At 37.3% G+C, this 16,526-nt stretch carries 15 protein-coding genes; 10 read left to right on the forward strand and 5 right to left on the reverse strand.

All coding sequences use genetic code 11. The annotated features are described in order from the left end of the window. Window positions 1-3,336: a GH36-type glycosyl hydrolase domain-containing protein gene (locus BUB45_RS11245; protein WP_073009076.1), complete on the forward strand. Its 3,336-nt coding sequence runs from the start codon at window positions 1-3 to the stop codon at window positions 3,334-3,336. Window positions 3,337-4,092: 756 nt separating this feature from the next. Then, complete coding sequence (locus tag BUB45_RS11250) at window positions 4,093-5,094, forward strand: acyltransferase family protein (RefSeq protein ID WP_073009079.1); 1,002 nt, start codon at window positions 4,093-4,095, stop codon at window positions 5,092-5,094. Between the two features lie 293 nt (window positions 5,095-5,387). Here BUB45_RS11250 and BUB45_RS11255 read toward each other — a convergent pair whose 3' ends face one another. After that, window positions 5,388-6,737, reverse strand: a complete 1,350-nt coding sequence (locus BUB45_RS11255; protein ID WP_073009081.1) for a YjiH family protein — start codon at window positions 6,735-6,737, stop codon at window positions 5,388-5,390. Window positions 6,738-6,999: 262 nt separating this feature from the next. Here BUB45_RS11255 and BUB45_RS11260 point away from each other — a divergent pair, with 262 nt between their 5' ends. The 8 genes from BUB45_RS11260 to BUB45_RS11290 all read left to right on the forward strand — a co-directional run bounded on the left by BUB45_RS11260 (window position 7,000) and on the right by BUB45_RS11290 (window position 14,114). Continuing rightward, window positions 7,000-8,646 (forward strand): ABC1 kinase family protein, encoded by a 1,647-nt coding sequence (locus BUB45_RS11260; RefSeq protein WP_073009084.1) that lies wholly within the window; start codon window positions 7,000-7,002, stop codon window positions 8,644-8,646. Window positions 8,647-8,660: 14 nt separating this feature from the next. Next, entirely contained in the window at window positions 8,661-8,960 is a 300-nt protein-coding gene (locus tag BUB45_RS11265) for a phasin family protein (protein WP_073009087.1), read from the forward strand. A 569-nt stretch (window positions 8,961-9,529) separates the two neighbouring features. Continuing rightward, a complete protein-coding gene (gene coxB / locus BUB45_RS11270; protein WP_073009090.1) occupies window positions 9,530-10,213 on the forward strand; it encodes a cytochrome c oxidase subunit II in 684 nt (227 codons plus the stop codon). 27 nt (window positions 10,214-10,240) lie between these two features. Then, on the forward strand, window positions 10,241-12,160 hold the full coding sequence (locus BUB45_RS11275; RefSeq protein WP_073009093.1) for a cytochrome c oxidase subunit I: 1,920 nt from the start codon (window positions 10,241-10,243) through the stop codon (window positions 12,158-12,160). Beyond that, the gene (locus BUB45_RS11280; protein ID WP_084723629.1) at window positions 12,153-12,728 is read left to right on the forward strand and encodes a cytochrome c oxidase subunit 3; all 576 of its coding nucleotides are present in this window, start codon (window positions 12,153-12,155) and stop codon (window positions 12,726-12,728) included. Before BUB45_RS11275 ends, BUB45_RS11280 begins: the two co-directional genes overlap by 8 nt. Window positions 12,729-12,876: 148 nt before the next feature. Further along, window positions 12,877-13,014, forward strand: coding sequence for a hypothetical protein (locus tag BUB45_RS19900; protein WP_162985956.1), 138 nt, complete (start codon window positions 12,877-12,879; stop codon window positions 13,012-13,014). Between the two features lie 378 nt (window positions 13,015-13,392). Beyond that, the gene (locus tag BUB45_RS11285) at window positions 13,393-13,701 is read left to right on the forward strand and encodes a YwdI family protein (protein ID WP_073009100.1); all 309 of its coding nucleotides are present in this window, start codon (window positions 13,393-13,395) and stop codon (window positions 13,699-13,701) included. Window positions 13,702-13,745: 44 nt separating this feature from the next. After that, window positions 13,746-14,114, forward strand: a complete 369-nt coding sequence (locus tag BUB45_RS11290) for a DUF423 domain-containing protein (protein WP_073009103.1) — start codon at window positions 13,746-13,748, stop codon at window positions 14,112-14,114. Window positions 14,115-14,129: 15 nt separating this feature from the next. Here BUB45_RS11290 and BUB45_RS11295 read toward each other — a convergent pair whose 3' ends face one another. The 4 genes from BUB45_RS11295 to hemQ all read right to left on the reverse strand — a co-directional run bounded on the left by BUB45_RS11295 (window position 14,130) and on the right by hemQ (window position 16,519). Beyond that, entirely contained in the window at window positions 14,130-14,387 is a 258-nt protein-coding gene (locus tag BUB45_RS11295; protein WP_073009106.1) for a hypothetical protein, read from the reverse strand. 186 nt (window positions 14,388-14,573) lie between these two features. Then, entirely contained in the window at window positions 14,574-15,038 is a 465-nt protein-coding gene (gene gerQ, locus BUB45_RS11300) for a spore coat protein GerQ (protein ID WP_073009109.1), read from the reverse strand. 107 nt (window positions 15,039-15,145) lie between these two features. Beyond that, entirely contained in the window at window positions 15,146-15,571 is a 426-nt protein-coding gene (locus tag BUB45_RS11305; protein ID WP_073009112.1) for a cell wall hydrolase, read from the reverse strand. Window positions 15,572-15,772: 201 nt separating this feature from the next. Beyond that, entirely contained in the window at window positions 15,773-16,519 is a 747-nt protein-coding gene (gene hemQ / locus BUB45_RS11310; protein ID WP_073009115.1) for a hydrogen peroxide-dependent heme synthase, read from the reverse strand. Between the last annotated feature and the right edge of the window lie 7 nt (window positions 16,520-16,526).

Here is a 16,526-nt window from a genome sequence, read left to right on the forward strand (position 1 = left end):
TTGACAACAAGAAGGAATTTTCAGATAAAAGCGCAAAATATTACGTTTACATTTCTCCAAAGCGGCGACATTTATGAAATTGCTCATAAGGATACAATGATTAATCAGCTGTTGTCGAACCCGATCGATGGAGCGTTAAATAATATTTATTTACGAATTTATCGCCATGGAGACATCGTAGTAACGCCGTTATTGGGTGTTCAATCGAACAGCGAGATTTTCGTTGCAGAGGATCAGGTGAAGTGGCAAGGTACCTTTGAAGAAGTAAACTATGAAGTTACTTTCTATCTAACAGGAGCCGGAGTTTGGTTTTGGGATGTTTTGTTAGATGGGGAAGATGTCGAGGTCGATCTTATTTATGGGCAAGACTTAGGTTTGGCTGATAAAGGAGCGGTGCGGTCTAATGAAGCTTATATGTCGCAATATATGGATCATGCTATTTTCCAAGATAATGAAAACGGGTATGCCGTTTGCTCTAGGCAAAATCAACCGCAAGCAAGTGGATTCCCATATATTCAACAAGGTGCTTTAGGTAAAGTTATTGGCTACTCTACAGATGGTTTTCAATTTTTTGGTTTATCTTATAAAACGACAAATCAAGCCGAGGTTTTAACGAAACCTAGCTTGGCAAATGAAAACTATCAATATGAATTCGCCTATACTGCATTACAATCAGAGAAGCTTGCTTTAAATGGAAAGCAGCGGTTCGTATTTTACGGTTTGTTTAAAGAAAATCATTCCACTGCTGTTCGGGAGTTGGAATTTAAGCAAGAGATTCAAAAAGCGTGGAAAGAATTAAGCGAAAGTAAAAGGGATCATGCCCCCGTAAAGAGGGTACGTATGATGCCTAGTATAGGTGCGCCACTTACCGCGTTAGAAATGACAATAGCAGAATTAAACACTTATTTTCCAAATCGGCAGTTGGAGGAATATAATGGATCTACACTGCTTTCCTTTTTTACGGATACGTATGAGCATATAGTTCTCAAGCAAAAAGAAGAGCTGATCGAACGACCACATGGACATATTATTATGAGTGGACATAATGACCGGGTGAGAGACGATACGATGGCAACGACGTCATATATGTATGGCATTTTTAATTCACAGCTTGTTATTGGTAATTCTTCTATGAACAAAATGCTGACAAATGCACGAAACCCGTTAAATATTCTGAAAACTTCAGGGCAGAGAATTTATATTCAAATTGATGAAACGTATCACTTATTAACCATGCCTTCTCTATTTGAGATCGGTTTTAACTATGCTAGATGGTATTATAAATTTTTGGATGATGTAATTGTCATTACCAATCTTACTAAGGTAGATGATGCAGTGCTTCAGCTACATGTGAGGTCAGAAAAAGGGAAAGTGTATAGATTTATAGTTACCAATCAATTAACTATGAATAATAATGAATATGAAGTTCCTTTTCATATCAAACATAAAGGAAATACCGTTGTTTGTACGGCTGATTCTAAATCGGATAGCGCGACTATTTATCCTGATTTAAATTATTTTATGCACGTTACAGGTACAGAGTTGACGGTGGGGGATGAGCGACAACTAGCAACAAATATTTCCCCACTATCTGCATCCCTTTTAGTCTTGTCTATGAGTCCTACAGCAGAATGGACATTAAACATAAAAGGTTCGTTATACAAACAAGAACAGCTTGTCCAGTTGGTAGATATTCCAGGAGAAATCGAGCGATATCGTGCGTATTACCGGCATGTGAACAAAGGATTTAAACTTACCTCTTCCGGTTCATCTACGAGGGATTTGGAGAAAATAAATGCGTTAGCTTGGTGGTATACGCACAATATGCTCGTACATTTTTCATCGCCGCATGGGTTGGAACAATTTGGCGGAGCTGCTTGGGGTACTCGTGATGTGTGTCAAGGACCAACGGAATATTTTATGGCAACACAAAATTATCAAGTGGTACGTGACATCATTAAAATCGTTTTCTCTCATCAGTACGAAGATCAAGGCAACTGGCCACAATGGTTTATGTTTGATAAGTATCAACATATTCAGCAGGAAGACAGCCATGGTGATATTATTGTGTGGCCGTTAAAAGTAGTTGCCGATTATTTGGAGGCTACTGGAGATTATGGCATTTTAGAGGAAGTTGTTCCTTATACAGATCGTACTACTTTCAAGTTGACAGCAAGGAAAGCTACGATTATGGAACATGTACAAAAAGAAATTAATTATATGAAAAATCATTTTGCTCAAGACACGTATTTATCTCTATATGATGATGGAGACTGGGATGATACGTTGCAACCTGCGAATGAGAATTTGAAGAAATATATGTCTTCCAGCTGGACCGTTGCATTAACGTATCAGGTGTTACAGAAGTTGGCTCAAGTGTTAGTTAGCTATGATGAACAGGAAGCATTACAGATGCAAGAGCTTGCTGCGGGGGTGAAAGCTGATTTTAATCAATATATTTTGTCAGCAACAGTTGTTCCAGGATTTGTGTATATGGAGAATCCGGATCAGATCGAATATATGCTTCACCCATCTGATGAAAAAACTGGTATTCAGTATCGATTATTACCAATGCAGCGCAGTATTATTAGCGAGCTGTTTACCAAAGAGCAGGCGGAAAAGCATTATCGGTTAATAAAAGACAAGTTATATTTCCCAGATGGCGTTCGGTTAATGAATCGCCCTGCTCACTATAAAGGTGGCGTTAGTACACATTTTAAACGAGCTGAGCAAGCGGCTAATTTTGGTCGAGAAATAGGCTTACAATATGTACATGCGCATATTCGGTTTGTTGAAGCAATGGCTAAGCTTGGATATGAAAATGAAGTGTGGAAAGGCTTGTCCGTCATTAATCCAATTTTAATTCAAAACGAAGTCCCTCATGCAGAGATACGCCAAAGTAATGCGTATTTTAGCAGCTCGGATGGCAAATTTGCTACACGCTATGAAGCACAGGAAAACTTTGATCAGCTACGTACTGGTGATGTTCCAGTGAAAGCGGGTTGGCGCATTTATTCGAGCGGCCCAGGAATATATATGAATCAATTAATTTCTAATGCTTTAGGCATCCGCTATCAGCAAGGAGATCTTGTGATTGATCCGGTAATACCCGATGAGTTGGATCAATTAGAATTTGCATTTCAATATGATGGCAAGCCAATAACATATCATTATCATCTTAAAGAAGGGAAAAAGCAGGTCGTTGTAAATGGTAAAAACGTTCATTTTACGCAATTAACAGATAATCCTTATCGCGAAGGTGGTATGGTGCTAAAAACGGCACAGTTGGAAAAATATTTACAAGCTGGAGAAAATCATATTGAAGTTTATTTGTAAAGACGAGGCGCATGCCTTGTCTTTTTTTTGCCAGATAAGAAAGTATAAATGTAGTGGCTTGAGTATAACAACATAACCGAATAAACCACGTTCAGCCCAGCAACGAGGCGACTTTACGAGATCGCTCTACGCTAAGTCATCTTTTGTTCGTATCCTAAGAAGAGGGCCGACTAAAAACGGGTATGTCTTCGTGCGTCGGCATCCCCCTGCTTTAGTGGCATGAGTCCTAAAACTTTCGTTGTTTCGTTCCAGTCGCCACATTGCTAACCGGGCGCCCGAGCCTTTGTTTCGCTATAGGAAGTAAAAGCTTAGTGGTTTATAGTTTAATTAAAACGGAGGATTTCGCCACGAAAGCGATACCATAGTTTGGCTTTTATTTAGGAAATATAAGAAACCGTCTTCTCTCGTAGTTAGTGAAGTCAGCTATTTATTAGAAAGTCATACATAAAAATAGTAGAAAGAAGTAATCTATAGGGTTACTTCTTTTAACGTTTCTATTACATTTAAATGAATATTTTTCAAACCGTTTACAAAAGGCTAACAAGTGTATGAAATCAAGTGTTTTTATATGAAAACGGCTTTCAAAACGGGTAAAGTAAATAGTGCATCCTATACAAGCAGGATCTAAATAGAATGTAAAAAGATAGGAAATAAAATAGCGACATTTTAAAGCATGGACATATATGAAAGCTATCGTCACCTTACATTTTCTACTTACGAAATATAAAATAAATTTACCGAAAAGGATGGAGATCCATGGAAAGGAACGCTTTTTTTGATAATGCAAAAGTTATCTTGATTTTTTTAGTTGTTTTTGGACATATGATACAGCCTTTTACAGGTGATTCTCCATACGTTCATACACTTTATATGTGGGTGTATACATTTCACATGCCTGCATTTATATTATTGGCAGGCTATTTTGCAAAAGGTTCAGGATCATTCAGTTATATCGTGCAATTGATGAAAAAATTATTGTTGCCATATCTCATTTTTCAACTACTATATACGGGTTACTATTATGTCATCGATAAATCAGGCTGGCAAACGGACTTATTTAGTCCACATTGGGCGTTGTGGTTTTTATTCAGCCTATTTTGCTGGCATATGTTATTATATTGGTTTAAAAAGTTACCGCCATTTTTAAGTGTTTCGATTGCGATCTTTCTCGGCCTAGTCGTCGGTTATTTTAGTGAAATTGGGCATATGTTCAGTCTATCTCGAACTTTTGTTTTCTTTCCGTTTTTCTTAGTCGGCTATTTATTAACGGAAAAGCAAGTGATGCTCGTTAAGCAAAAAGCGGTGCAAGCTGTTTCGCTCGTGGTCATGGTTGGCATTGCGGTAGCTATCTACTACTTACCAGACTTTAATTCTGGTTGGTTACTTGCTTCTAAATCATATGGTGATTTGGGGCTTGTAGAATACGGTGGGCTGGCAAGACTCTTAGTTTATGTATCTGCAGCTTTCATGGTTATAAGCGTGCTATCATGGGTGCCAGTCCAGCATTTTACATGGACCATTCTCGGAACACGCACACTTTATGTATATTTACTACACGGCTTTTTTATCCAATACTTTCGTCAGGCGGAGTTGTTTAAGGTAGATGGAGTATTTGATTTTCTAGGACTTGCTGCTTTATCTATGCTGCTTGTACTCTTATTATCTAGTCGACCAATACTTGGATTATGGCAACCGCTTGTTGAAGGGAAGGCTTCGATAATGAAAAAAATGTATCATAAAACGGTACAAGAGAAATAAAGTAGCCAATTTTGCTGAACGTCAAAGTCCATTCCTTAAGCGAATAGATGGAAAGCGAATTTAACTCAAAAAGTGTCATCTATATAAGCTACTGTAAGAACAGGGTTTGCTACGAAAAGTCAAAGCAGTAAATTTTTTATGATACGATTAGGGAAGTACAAGCGTTTAAAAGTTTATAGTAATAAGAAACAGCCAAGCTATCCGATAGCTTGGCTGTTTTGTTAAGTTTAGGAAATTATAAAAAACGTTGCTAACCGGGCGCCCCTAGCCTTTGCTCCTTTATGAAAGATTTTTTAAAATATAAGATGAGCTATGATAGTGATGACAGGCAAGGTAATGATTGTACGCAGTAAAAAGATAATGACTAAATCTTTAAAGGATACGGGTACTTTAGATCCAATTAATAATCCGCCTACCTCTGACATATAAATTAACTGGGTGACAGAAAGGGCGGCAATGATGAACCGGGTGATCTCTGCTTCGATAGTAGAAGCTAAAATGGATGGTAAAAACATATCTGCAAAGCCAATCAAGACTGTTTCTGACGCTTCTTTAGCATGCGGAATTTGCAACAGTTCCATGAAAGGTACAAACGGCATACCTAGCCATTGAAAAATAGGTGTTGTTTCCGCGATAATGAGAGCAATTAATCCAAATGCCATCACAACTGGGGCGACTCCCATCCACATGTCTAAAATATTTTGCCCGCCTTCTTTGAAGACTTTAAACACACTTTTTTCTTGCTTGGCGCGTTCTAACGCTTTTTTATAGCTAAATGAAAAAAGATGGTCTCCTGCTGGAATTTCTTCAGATATTCCTTCTGCATCTTTATTTATATATGTATCCGGTTTTCTAGAAAGCGGAGGAATGCGTGGCATAATTAATGCAGCTACAACTCCCGCAGCTAAAACGGTACCGTAAAACGGTAAAAACATATGCTCAAGTCCTACTTCAGCAATGATAACTAAAGAAAAAGTAATGGAGACAACGGAAAATGTTGTTCCGATAACAGCAGCCTCTCGTTTGGTGTAATAGCCGTTTTCATACTGTTTACTTGTAATTAATACACCGATTGTACCATCGCCTACCCAAGAAGCGAGGGAATCAATGGACGCACGACCAGGTAGTCGGAATAACGGGCGCATGATCTTTGTCATAAGTGTTCCAAACAACTCAAGTAAACCAAAATTCATTAGTAACGGTAAAAACAAGCCAGCAAATAAAAAGACAGCAAATAATACATGTAATAAATCACCTAATAACATTTGCCCTGTATTCGCACTATGGATAAATTCAGGTCCTAATTGGAAAAATACCATAACAGCAAAAATAGCAGCTACTACCCTTGTCATTGTCCAGAACATATTTACGTAAAAGAGTTGCTGGAAAAATGGTGTTCTATCAAGCTTTTCTTTGCCTAACAGGCGAACGATGATAGTCATAATTGCTGTAAACACGATAATAACCATCATAATGCCAGATAACTGATCGGCTAATAAGGACTGAACTTTCCCAGCTAGGATAGCAATTGGAATAGTTAATCCATCTTCTGTTTTTATAGGTGACATAAATAAAAAAACACCAATAAGGGATGGTATAATAAATTTAATATGATCAAATATAGAATAGCTATTGTTTTTCATAAAATCCTCCACGGTTCTTGTTTCTTATTATTATAAGATAAAATGTATGATTATCCAATGATAAAATGCAAAACAAATGAATATTTCTGTTTTATTTGCAAAAATGTACGTTTTATTATCAGTTTAGATATAATGAAACATGTACATATCGTTTTTATTTATACTATAGGAAATTTTTAAGTGTTAACTTACGTTTTGGAAATTGGGCAGAAGTCAGGTTTTTCAAAGGATGAAAAAGGGTACATAGGAATGAGGTGTTTAAATGCATAAACGGTTAAAGTATAATTTGGGATATCGTTGTACAGTAATGGTGTTGATGACGTTAAAATTTATTGCAAAAATTTATATGTTTCATTTTAAACACCGCATATGGGATGACGAAACGTTTGATAAGTGGAATCTTCTTATTACAAAATTGGCACAAGAATACCGGGAGAAGGCGATCTTGCTTGGTGGTGTATTAATTAAAGTCGGACAGTTTCTAAGTACCAGAACGGATTTTATGCCTGATGCTTTTATTAAGGAGCTGAGTGGGCTTGTCGATCGAGTACCTGCGATGCCTTACTCTTATGCTAAAGAGATTATGGAAGAAGAGTGGGGAGCAGCAATTGAAACGCATATAGAAGAGATTCAAACACCATCTATTGCGTCAGCATCCATTGGAGAAGTATATCGAGCGAAGTTAAAAGGTAGTGATACAGAGGTTGCCATTAAGGTGCAGCGCTATCGGATTAAAGAGGTGTTTCATAAGGATTTTAAAGCACTGCGAATCGTATTTTGGCTCATATCTACGCTAACCTCTTTTGGAAAAAAAACAGACTTGCCATCGTTATACCGAGAGCTTGTAACCGTTATGAATCGAGAACTGCATTTTAACCTTGAATTAGCAAATGCGCACTATTTTAAAGAAAAGTTTAAGGGAAACACGTCGTTACATATTCCATTTTATGTAGATGAATTATGCACCAAGCGAGTCCTTGTTATGGAATGGGTTGAAGGGGCGAAAGTTACAGATATTGAATATATGCAGCGGCACCAAATTGATACAAAACATGTAGCAAGCGTTTTATTTGATTTTTATTTGGAACAATTTTTGACGACAGGTAAATTCCATGCCGATCCGCACGCAGGAAACATATTAGTGCAGCCAGACGGAAGGATTGTCATTATTGATTTTGGTATGGTAGGGGAAGTAAGACAACAGGACAGTCAACATTTTAAACAGCTCATCCAAAGCATTGTAATGGATAATTACGATCGCGTTATTGAAACGCTAGATGAAATGGGTTTTATTTTACCAAATGCTGATCACAATAAATTAAAGCGAGCAATTCAAGAGACGATAGAAATGTATCAAAGTGGTACAATAGATATACAAGATGCTCATATTATGGAGCAAATTAAAAAAGATATTCGTCTTGTTATTCACGATCAACCTATTCAGTTATCTGCAGAATATGCCTACTTAGGTAGAGCTATCTCCATTATTATTGGAATATTAATAGCCATCTACCCGGAAATTAACTTTCAGAAATGGGCAGAGCCTGCAGTGAAAGAATGGCTTGGTGGCAAAAAAGTTGCCGAAACATTATATAAGCAGTATGCCAAAGACACGATCAAACCAATTCTTTCTTATCCGCAAGCCGTTTTGGAATGGTTGGAAAGCGGAACAAAGAATAGACAGTGGGATAAACGAAAACATCAGCGTCGTTTAAAGCATCAGTACTTTATTTGGATAGAAGTATTAATTGTTATGTTTTTGCTGCTTAGTTTGGGCGGTTCGATAGGTGCTTTTTATTTGCAATATCAGCTCACTGCAATCATTACACTATGTAGTACAGCTGTTTTAACTATTTTATTGCTAACCATATTAAGGAAGCATTATAAGATGATTCAATCGTCAAAATAAAGGAGGTGGACTTCATGAATGACTTATTAAAAAAAGGGTTTTTACTTGGGTTAGGTGCAGCAGTGACTAGTAAGGAAAAATTTGAATCGAGAATGAAACAATTAGTAGAAAAAAATGAACTTACACAGGAACAAGCGAAAACATTGTTAAAGCAGTTTGTGGATAAAGGAGAAGCTAAAAAAGGTGAATGGCAAGCACGGCAAAATGAGCAAACTCAAAAGCTTGCGAATGACATTGGCATAGCGACAAAAGAAGAAGTAGAAGAACTTCGTAATCGTGTAGCAGTGCTTGAAAACAAAATAGAAAATCATTAACCCGAGAGGGAGCAGACCAATTGTGGTTTGCTCTCTTTTTTGTTGTCTAAGGAATTTACAAAATTTTGCAGCTGTTGATAAACTAACTAAGTTATTTAGTCGCGTCTGGCTCCAGCGTCCAGCAACTGCGACTTCACTCCATTTCCCTAAGCTAGTCATCAACGGTTCGTTCTAAATAGGAAGGCTGACTAACGACGGGTTTGCCGGATGGCGCCGGCATACTAATTGCAAGAGCATGATTTCTAAAACTTCCGTTGATTCGTTCCAGTCGCTACGTTGCTAAGCGGGTGCCCCGAGCCTTTGTTCTTGCTAGTAAAGCATTCATGGAGGAATTAAGGTGTCTTGTTATGGAAATATTTAAGGTTTATTTGTACTAAAATGTTTAACGTTTTTCCTAATTAGGGAAACAAATTATATAAGGTAGATAGCTGGAAAATATTTGGTGAGCAATCGTCATTTCTAAAAAGGTAGGGCAGCATATAATTTTGAGCAAAACTATGTGTTTAGCGAAGATTTGTGATAAACCAGTTATCACATAGTATCTTAACAAAGGTAAGAAGGTGGGGGCAATGAAAAAAATATTTCTGTTACCGCTATTATTGTTTTTAACGGGTTGTAACATCACTGTTCTTGATCCAAAAAGTGATACTGCAAGTGAACAAGCCTTTTTAATAGAGTTTAGCTTTTGGATCATGATGTTTGTTGTGGTAACCGTGTTTATTTTATTTACTTATTTTGTCATAAAGTATCGCTATACAGAAACAAGGAAGCATGATTTACCGCAAGATGTGAAAGGCAATATTAAATTGGAAATTACCTGGATTACGATTCCAGTTCTCTTGTTAATTGTTTTAGCAGTGCCTACTTTAGCAATTACATATGATCAGTCGCCCCAATGGACGGAAGAAAGTGACCAATCAGGAGTTGTGATTGATGTCGTAGGGAAACAGTTTAATTGGACATTTACGCATGCTAATGGAACAGAAGAAATGGATAAATTACTAATTCCTGAAGGGGAATCAATTGTTTTAAATTTAAAATCGGCGGATGTTATTCATTCCTTTTGGGTCCCTCAGCTAGGTGGAAAAGTAGATGTAATACCAGGAAAAGAATTAACGTATGAAATTAACAACCCGAAAAAAGGTACCTATCAAGGTAAATGCGCAGAATATTGCGGGCTTGGACACACGGATATGACATTTGAAGTTAAAGTAGTATCTAAACAAGCGTATGAGCAATATCTTCAAAAATAATTGGAGAAAATGAAAGGTGATATCATCATGAAATTATCTATGTTTGGAAGTGAATATTCCATACCAACAGATATTGTAGCAGCTTGGGTATCTGTCATCGTTATTGGTTTGGTTGCTACATATTTCGTTGTTAAAAAGCGTAAGTTATATGTTATTTGGGATTATATGAAAACGACCAATCATCGAAAAATAGGGATTCTGTATTTACTTTTTGGGATTTTGTATTTCTTTCGAGCTGGAATTGATGCATTACTTATTCGTACACAACTTGCTATTCCTAATAACGATTTTTGGGTATTTCAAGGTGAGAAATATAATGAATTGTTCACAACACACGGGACATTAATGATTTTTTTCGTAGCTATGCCTCTATTGCTTGGTTTAATGAACATAGCAGTACCTTTACAAATAGGTGCTAGAGACTTAGCTTTTCCATTTTTAAATGCTTTAGGTTTTTGGTTGTTTTTTGCTGGTTCTGTCTTTTTTAACCTTGCTTTCTTTATTGATATGACACCAGAAGTTGGGTGGACAGGCTATGCGCCATTATCAAGAGCTGCCTTCACTCCTGGAGCAGGCACAGAGTTTTATGTGTTTGGTTTACAAGTATCTGGTTTAGGAACGATTTTCACAGCGTTAAATTTAATTGTAACAATCGTGCGTCATCGTGCTCCAGGTATGCTGTATACACGGATGCCATTGTTTGCATGGGCATCACTAATTACATCTTTCCTTATTTTAATCGCATTTACGGTGTTGGCAATAGCTTTATACTTACTCATGTTTGATCGGCTGTTTGGTACTGGATTTTTCTCGGGGGATGAAGGTGACCCTGTGTTTTGGCAACATTTATTTTGGATATTTGGACATCCAGAAGTGTATATATTAGCATTGCCAGCGTTCGGGATTTTTTCTGATATTATTTCTACTTTTTCTAAAAAACGTGTTTTTGGCTATGGAACAATGGTTGCTTCCATAGGGCTAATTGGGTTTCTAGGCTTTATGGTTTGGGTACATCATATGTTTACCGTAGGGCTTGGCCCAGTAGTGAACACATTTTTTGCTATTACTACGATGGCAATTGCGGTTCCAACGGGCATTAAGGTTTTTAATTGGTTATTTACAATGCGCGGAGGGGTTATTCACTTTACAACACCGATGCTATTTGCGTTAGGATTCATCCCTTCGTTCGTCATTGGAGGTGTTACAGGAGTCATGCTCTCCTTGTCTGCAGCAGATTTTCAGTTTCACGACACACATTTCGTTGTTGCGCATTTTCATTACGTTATTATTGCTTCTACCATACTTGGTGTGTTTGCTGGTTTGTATTATTGGTATCCTAAAATAACTGGTTATATACTTGATGAAAAATTAGGTAAATGGCATTTTTGGACGTTTTTAATCGGTTATCATGTTACATTTTTCCCTATGCATATTACGGGATTAGAAGGCATGCCTCGACGTGTCTACACCTATAGTGAAACTGACGGCATTTTCTTGTTGAATGCGTTAAGCACGGTCGGGGCATTTCTAATGGGGATTAGTATGTTGTTTGTGATTTGGAATGTATATAAAACACATAAAATGAAAGTAAAAGTTTCCCATGATCCTTGGAATGGGAGAACGCTAGAGTGGACTGTTCCCTCACCAGCTCCTGTGCATACTTTTGAGCCGATGCCGGTAATTCAAAGTATAGACGCTTACTGGTACGCAAAACTAGCTGGGCATGTGTTACCTACTACGACAGATGTACGTATAAAGCCACTAGAACGCGATTCTATCCAACCATTTTGTATAGCAATGAGCTTATTGATTGTTAGTACAGGATTAACGTTTCGTTGGTATTGGTTAGCTATCACCGGTGGCGTTGCGTTATTTGCAATGCTTGTGTTACGTTCGTTTACCGATGAACGAGAAGATTTCTATGGAAAGGGGGATGAACATGCATAAACAAGAAGCAGCATTATTTCAGGATAAAAAAGTGGGATTCTTTATCTATTTAGGCGTGGAAACAATTATGTTTGCAGTATTATTTGCGACATATATGATCTTTACGCCTGCAGCTAATGGGCCATATCCTTCAGAAGTATTTCAATCAAAAATGGTCATGCTTTCTTCCTTTTTCCTTTTATCAAGCAGTGGCACATTAATGGTTGCAGAAAGAGGTGTGCGCGAAAGAAAGAAAAATAAAACGTTATTAGGTCTAAGATTAACATTGGTACTTGCTATCGTTTTCTTAGGGGTAGAAGTCTATGAATTTTATAGCTTTGTTCAAGAAGGTTACGGCTTAAGTACAAGTGTTTTCTTATCATCTTTTTACGTACTTGTAGGCTTACATGCTGCTCACGTCGCTTTTGGTATTGGGTGGATGATTGTATTATTCATCCAATTTAGACGTACTAAAGTATCTGCATCATTGTATGAAGAAAAACAAACAATTTTCTCATATTATTGGCATTTTGTAGACGGTATATGGGTGTTTATTATCCTTCTTGTCTATTTGCCATATATTACTTAAGAATCGTGTCGGTAAAACGAGAATCTAATTTGTCAAATCAGGCATTTATCTGTAAATTCTGCCTATTAACTAAAAAGTTATTGCGCTTCTATGAAAAGCACGTTACAATGGAAGAAATATCAACTCGATAGGAGGATTCTCGATACGCATGGAAACCTTTTTGCAATTGTGTAAAACTACGGAGAGCAGATTAGGCAGGAGACTGCTTGAAAATGAATTATTGTTTTTGCAGTGGATGTATAATCGTTATTTGGAGGAAAAACCAAAAAAGACGTTAAATGCATGATGATAGAAGGTGTAGAGATTTCCGAGTTGATAGGGTAAAAATAGATTAGAAAAAGAAGCGAGGTCCTGCCATGATCAGGACTTTTTGTTTTTATTGGAAGAAAACAAGAGAAAACGTTAGTCTATAGGTTTATGGTATAAGAAAGACTATGACATTCGCCATTAGATTTAGCGACAAGCCTAGTTATTCTAACATCAGCAAAACTACGGTTTTTTCTGCCATATTGATTGGGAAAAAGCTTATCCATATGTGCTGAAAGGTAGAGGCGTTATATAACTATGTCAAGAAGAACTTGATAAATGTGCAGACAGCCTAATTGTTTTTAGTATGAACTCAATTTATAATGAAGGTACAAATTAAAAGTTAGGAGAACTTGGTATGGCTGTAACCAATACGACTATTATCAATAAAATGTTAGAGGAAATATATGTTGCAAAAAATAACGTGGATAACGAGCATGTTTTACGACAACATGTTCGTCATATTCGTTTATTATGCGAATTGCTGCTAGATGAGCAAGAAAAATCGATGACACAAGCACAAGATACAACGCAATTTTCTGCAGCAGAAATAAAAATGATGCTTGGAGAAAAGGGGGCAGAAAAAATGAACCAACCAAAAGGTGTAAATCCACAAGCAAAGATAGATCACGGAGAAGCAAATGGGGATTCATTGTTTGATTTTTAAGCCATAGTACATGCTGTCTAACTTCATAAGAAAAGAGGGAGAACATGAAATTATTTTTAGTTTTAGGCGCTATTAATGGGTTTTTAGCTGTTGCCTTAGGAGCATTTGGTGCCCATGGGTTAGAAGGGAAAATATCTAAAAATGCGATAGCTACATGGGAAAAAGCGGTAAATTATCAGATGTTCCATACGATGGCATTATTTGTAACAGGCATATTCATGATGAAAGTACATAGTGTCGGAGTGACATGGGCTGGTTGGCTGTTTTTTATTGGCATTTTATTATTTTCAGGTAGTCTGTATATTTACTCTACAACGGGTATTAAAACTTTTGCGATGATTACTCCTATAGGTGGCGTAGCATTTTTAATTGGTTGGATTCTACTAGGTACATGTATTGCTAAGTATGTATAAAATGGCCTTCTCTGTTTACAGACGTAGTAGGAAAAGCAACGTGAAGATAAACACAAGTAACGCACGTACGGCTTGTTTTATTGCGTGGGACGGGATGGAGCGGTATAAATGCCATTGCACGAGGCTGTCAGCAATAAGACTTCCTACAACCAAGAGCAAACCTAATATAATCATAATCGTGTAGCCTTTGATTAAAGCAATAAAAGTAAAAAGACTGGCAGCACCTAAAGCTAACAGCTCTACTATCATGAATTTTTCGTAAGGTTGTTTCATGGTGCTCGCCTCTCTTTTTGTGCTATAGAAAGTATAAAATTTCACAGCGTAGTAAACTAGAATAATTACCGCGATTTTGTCGTTATGACTTTTATTGCTTATTCTGATGTTGTATATACGATAAGGGATGGCATAGAGGAATTAATTATGTGCCATCCCTTATTTAATTTCAATGTTCCAGTAGTGCTACCGGGGTGGATAGGAAACATTGCCCGAAGTTTCGCCAAATGGATAAGCATAATTCAGTTCTTCATCAAATGTAACGTAATCTAAATATACCATTAATAATAAGTAGCGTTTCCCAGATTGTGGGTCACTTATAACAATATGATCACGACCGGCTGCTTCAATAATGCCACGGAATACTTTGGCATTCCATTGGTCGTTATTCTCAAATGTCATATATACCGTTGCTTCTTTACCGCGGTTTAATCGCAAAATATTTTCAATATAGGATTGTTGTTCTGGTAGCATGCCTTGGTTTTGGTTAAAACCACTTGTTGTTGGATAGGGCTGTTGAGACGGTGCATAGGACTGATGAGAAGGTTGCCGCATTGGATACATTGGATAATAGGCTTGTGACGTTGCTGGGTAATAATACGGATAGTACGGATACGTATTCATTTGTGGGTTTGTTTGGTTTTCACTCATGAAAAATCCTCCTTAAAACGGAATAGGGTTGAAGTTTAAAGCACGAAGAAATATCTTCTCAAATAATAGCAGTTGCTATTTTTCATTCCTCCTCCTTTACTAGCAGATTAACGATAAACAGTCGGACATTCTGAAGCGGTTGGGGCGAAAAAACAATGCGATTTGTACCGTCCAACGTTCCACTGTCCAAACCATTGTGCTGGGCAACTCCCTTCTGGTCGAAAAAACCATAGGGAGTTAGAAGCTGGATGCTGTCGTTCTCCTTGGATAACTCTACGTGCTAGACGTTTTTCTGATTCTCTTGCTCTTTGGTAAAAATATCCTCTTTGTGTAGCTTCAAAACCTCCGGGGCTTTGGTATACCATGTTTCGAATGGTACGTATATTTGTAAAGTCCAAGCAATCGGCGATGACTCTGTTGATGCCTGTGTTTCCTACCATTAACATTCCTAACTCACCATCACCTTCTGCCTCTGCTCGCATTAATCTTGCTAATAATTCAATATCTTTATCGGTATGAGCTACTAGTGACATGAGCAATCCCCATTTCTGTCCAATCTCGGTGCATTATCATATGTATGCTACAAGGAACATAGTTATGATTTGTTTTAGAAAAACTTCCCCTGTCGTCAAACTCTAAAGGCGAAAACGCGAGTTTTACTTATACGAGATTTTAAAGTAAAAAAAAGCCTTTACACATGGGACGAAGCCAACGTGTAAAGGCATCAAGTTGTTTTATATTTTAAAGAAGGCAGAAAGCTGTTCTTTCGCTAAATAGTTACCTACAAAGAATTCTCCAAACTCTCCATATCGCGAGCTAACTTCATCAAATCGCATTTCATAAACAATTTTTTTGAATTGTAATGGATCGTGAGCGAATAAGGTTACGCCCCATTCCCAATCATCAAGTCCAATGGAACCAGTGATGATTTGTGATACTTTGCCGGCATATTTACGACCTGTCATACTGTGTTCATATAATAATTTACCGCGTACATCTTTTTCTAATGTATACCAGTTTTCATCTCCGTGACGGCGGCGATCCATAGGATAAAAGCAAACATGCTCCCATTTTGGAAGGATTGGTTTTAACCGCTGAGCTATTTCTGGAATTAACTCTGGATGCTCCTCTTTATAAGGGCGGTATTTAGATAACTCTACGATGGAAAAATAAGAATGAGCAGGGATTAAAAATTCTCCCATCTTTGATTTATTCAATTCATTTTCAATAGCTGCTAACTCGTTCGTAGTTGGGCGCAGAAACATGAACATCAAATCCGCTTTTTGACCAACAATATTGTAAAGGGCATGGCTCCCGTTTTTAGCTGCTTCTACCTCTTCCCATTTAGTAAGCATTTGCTGTAAACTATGAATTGCTTCTTGCCTATCTTCTTCACTTGCAAGCTTCCATGAAGTCCAATCGATAGTGCGAAAATCGTGCAAACTATACCATCCATCCATTGTTTCTACTGCTTCTACCATTGTAATC

It is taken from the genome of Virgibacillus chiguensis (genome assembly GCF_900129865.1).
In the GTDB taxonomy this organism is placed as follows: domain Bacteria; phylum Bacillota; class Bacilli; order Bacillales; family Amphibacillaceae; genus Virgibacillus; species Virgibacillus chiguensis.

Bases quoted from the DNA above. Each gene is read 5' to 3' on its own strand.
- BUB45_RS11250 (WP_073009079.1), top strand. From the start codon at position 4,093: ATGGAAAGGAACGCTTTTTTTGATAATGCAAAAGTTATCTTGATTTTT.
- BUB45_RS11255 (WP_073009081.1), bottom strand. From the start codon at position 6,737: ATGAAAAACAATAGCTATTCTATATTTGATCATATTAAATTTATTATA.
- BUB45_RS11260 (WP_073009084.1), top strand. From the start codon at position 7,000: ATGCATAAACGGTTAAAGTATAATTTGGGATATCGTTGTACAGTAATG.
- BUB45_RS11265 (WP_073009087.1), top strand. From the start codon at position 8,661: ATGAATGACTTATTAAAAAAAGGGTTTTTACTTGGGTTAGGTGCAGCA.
- coxB (WP_073009090.1), top strand. From the start codon at position 9,530: ATGAAAAAAATATTTCTGTTACCGCTATTATTGTTTTTAACGGGTTGT.
- BUB45_RS11275 (WP_073009093.1), top strand. From the start codon at position 10,241: ATGAAATTATCTATGTTTGGAAGTGAATATTCCATACCAACAGATATT.
- BUB45_RS11280 (WP_084723629.1), top strand. From the start codon at position 12,153: ATGCATAAACAAGAAGCAGCATTATTTCAGGATAAAAAAGTGGGATTC.
- BUB45_RS19900 (WP_162985956.1), top strand. From the start codon at position 12,877: ATGGAAACCTTTTTGCAATTGTGTAAAACTACGGAGAGCAGATTAGGC.
- BUB45_RS11285 (WP_073009100.1), top strand. From the start codon at position 13,393: ATGGCTGTAACCAATACGACTATTATCAATAAAATGTTAGAGGAAATA.
- BUB45_RS11290 (WP_073009103.1), top strand. From the start codon at position 13,746: ATGAAATTATTTTTAGTTTTAGGCGCTATTAATGGGTTTTTAGCTGTT.
- BUB45_RS11295 (WP_073009106.1), bottom strand. From the start codon at position 14,387: ATGAAACAACCTTACGAAAAATTCATGATAGTAGAGCTGTTAGCTTTA.
- gerQ (WP_073009109.1), bottom strand. From the start codon at position 15,038: ATGAGTGAAAACCAAACAAACCCACAAATGAATACGTATCCGTACTAT.
- BUB45_RS11305 (WP_073009112.1), bottom strand. From the start codon at position 15,571: ATGTCACTAGTAGCTCATACCGATAAAGATATTGAATTATTAGCAAGA.
- hemQ (WP_073009115.1), bottom strand. From the start codon at position 16,519: ATGGTAGAAGCAGTAGAAACAATGGATGGATGGTATAGTTTGCACGAT.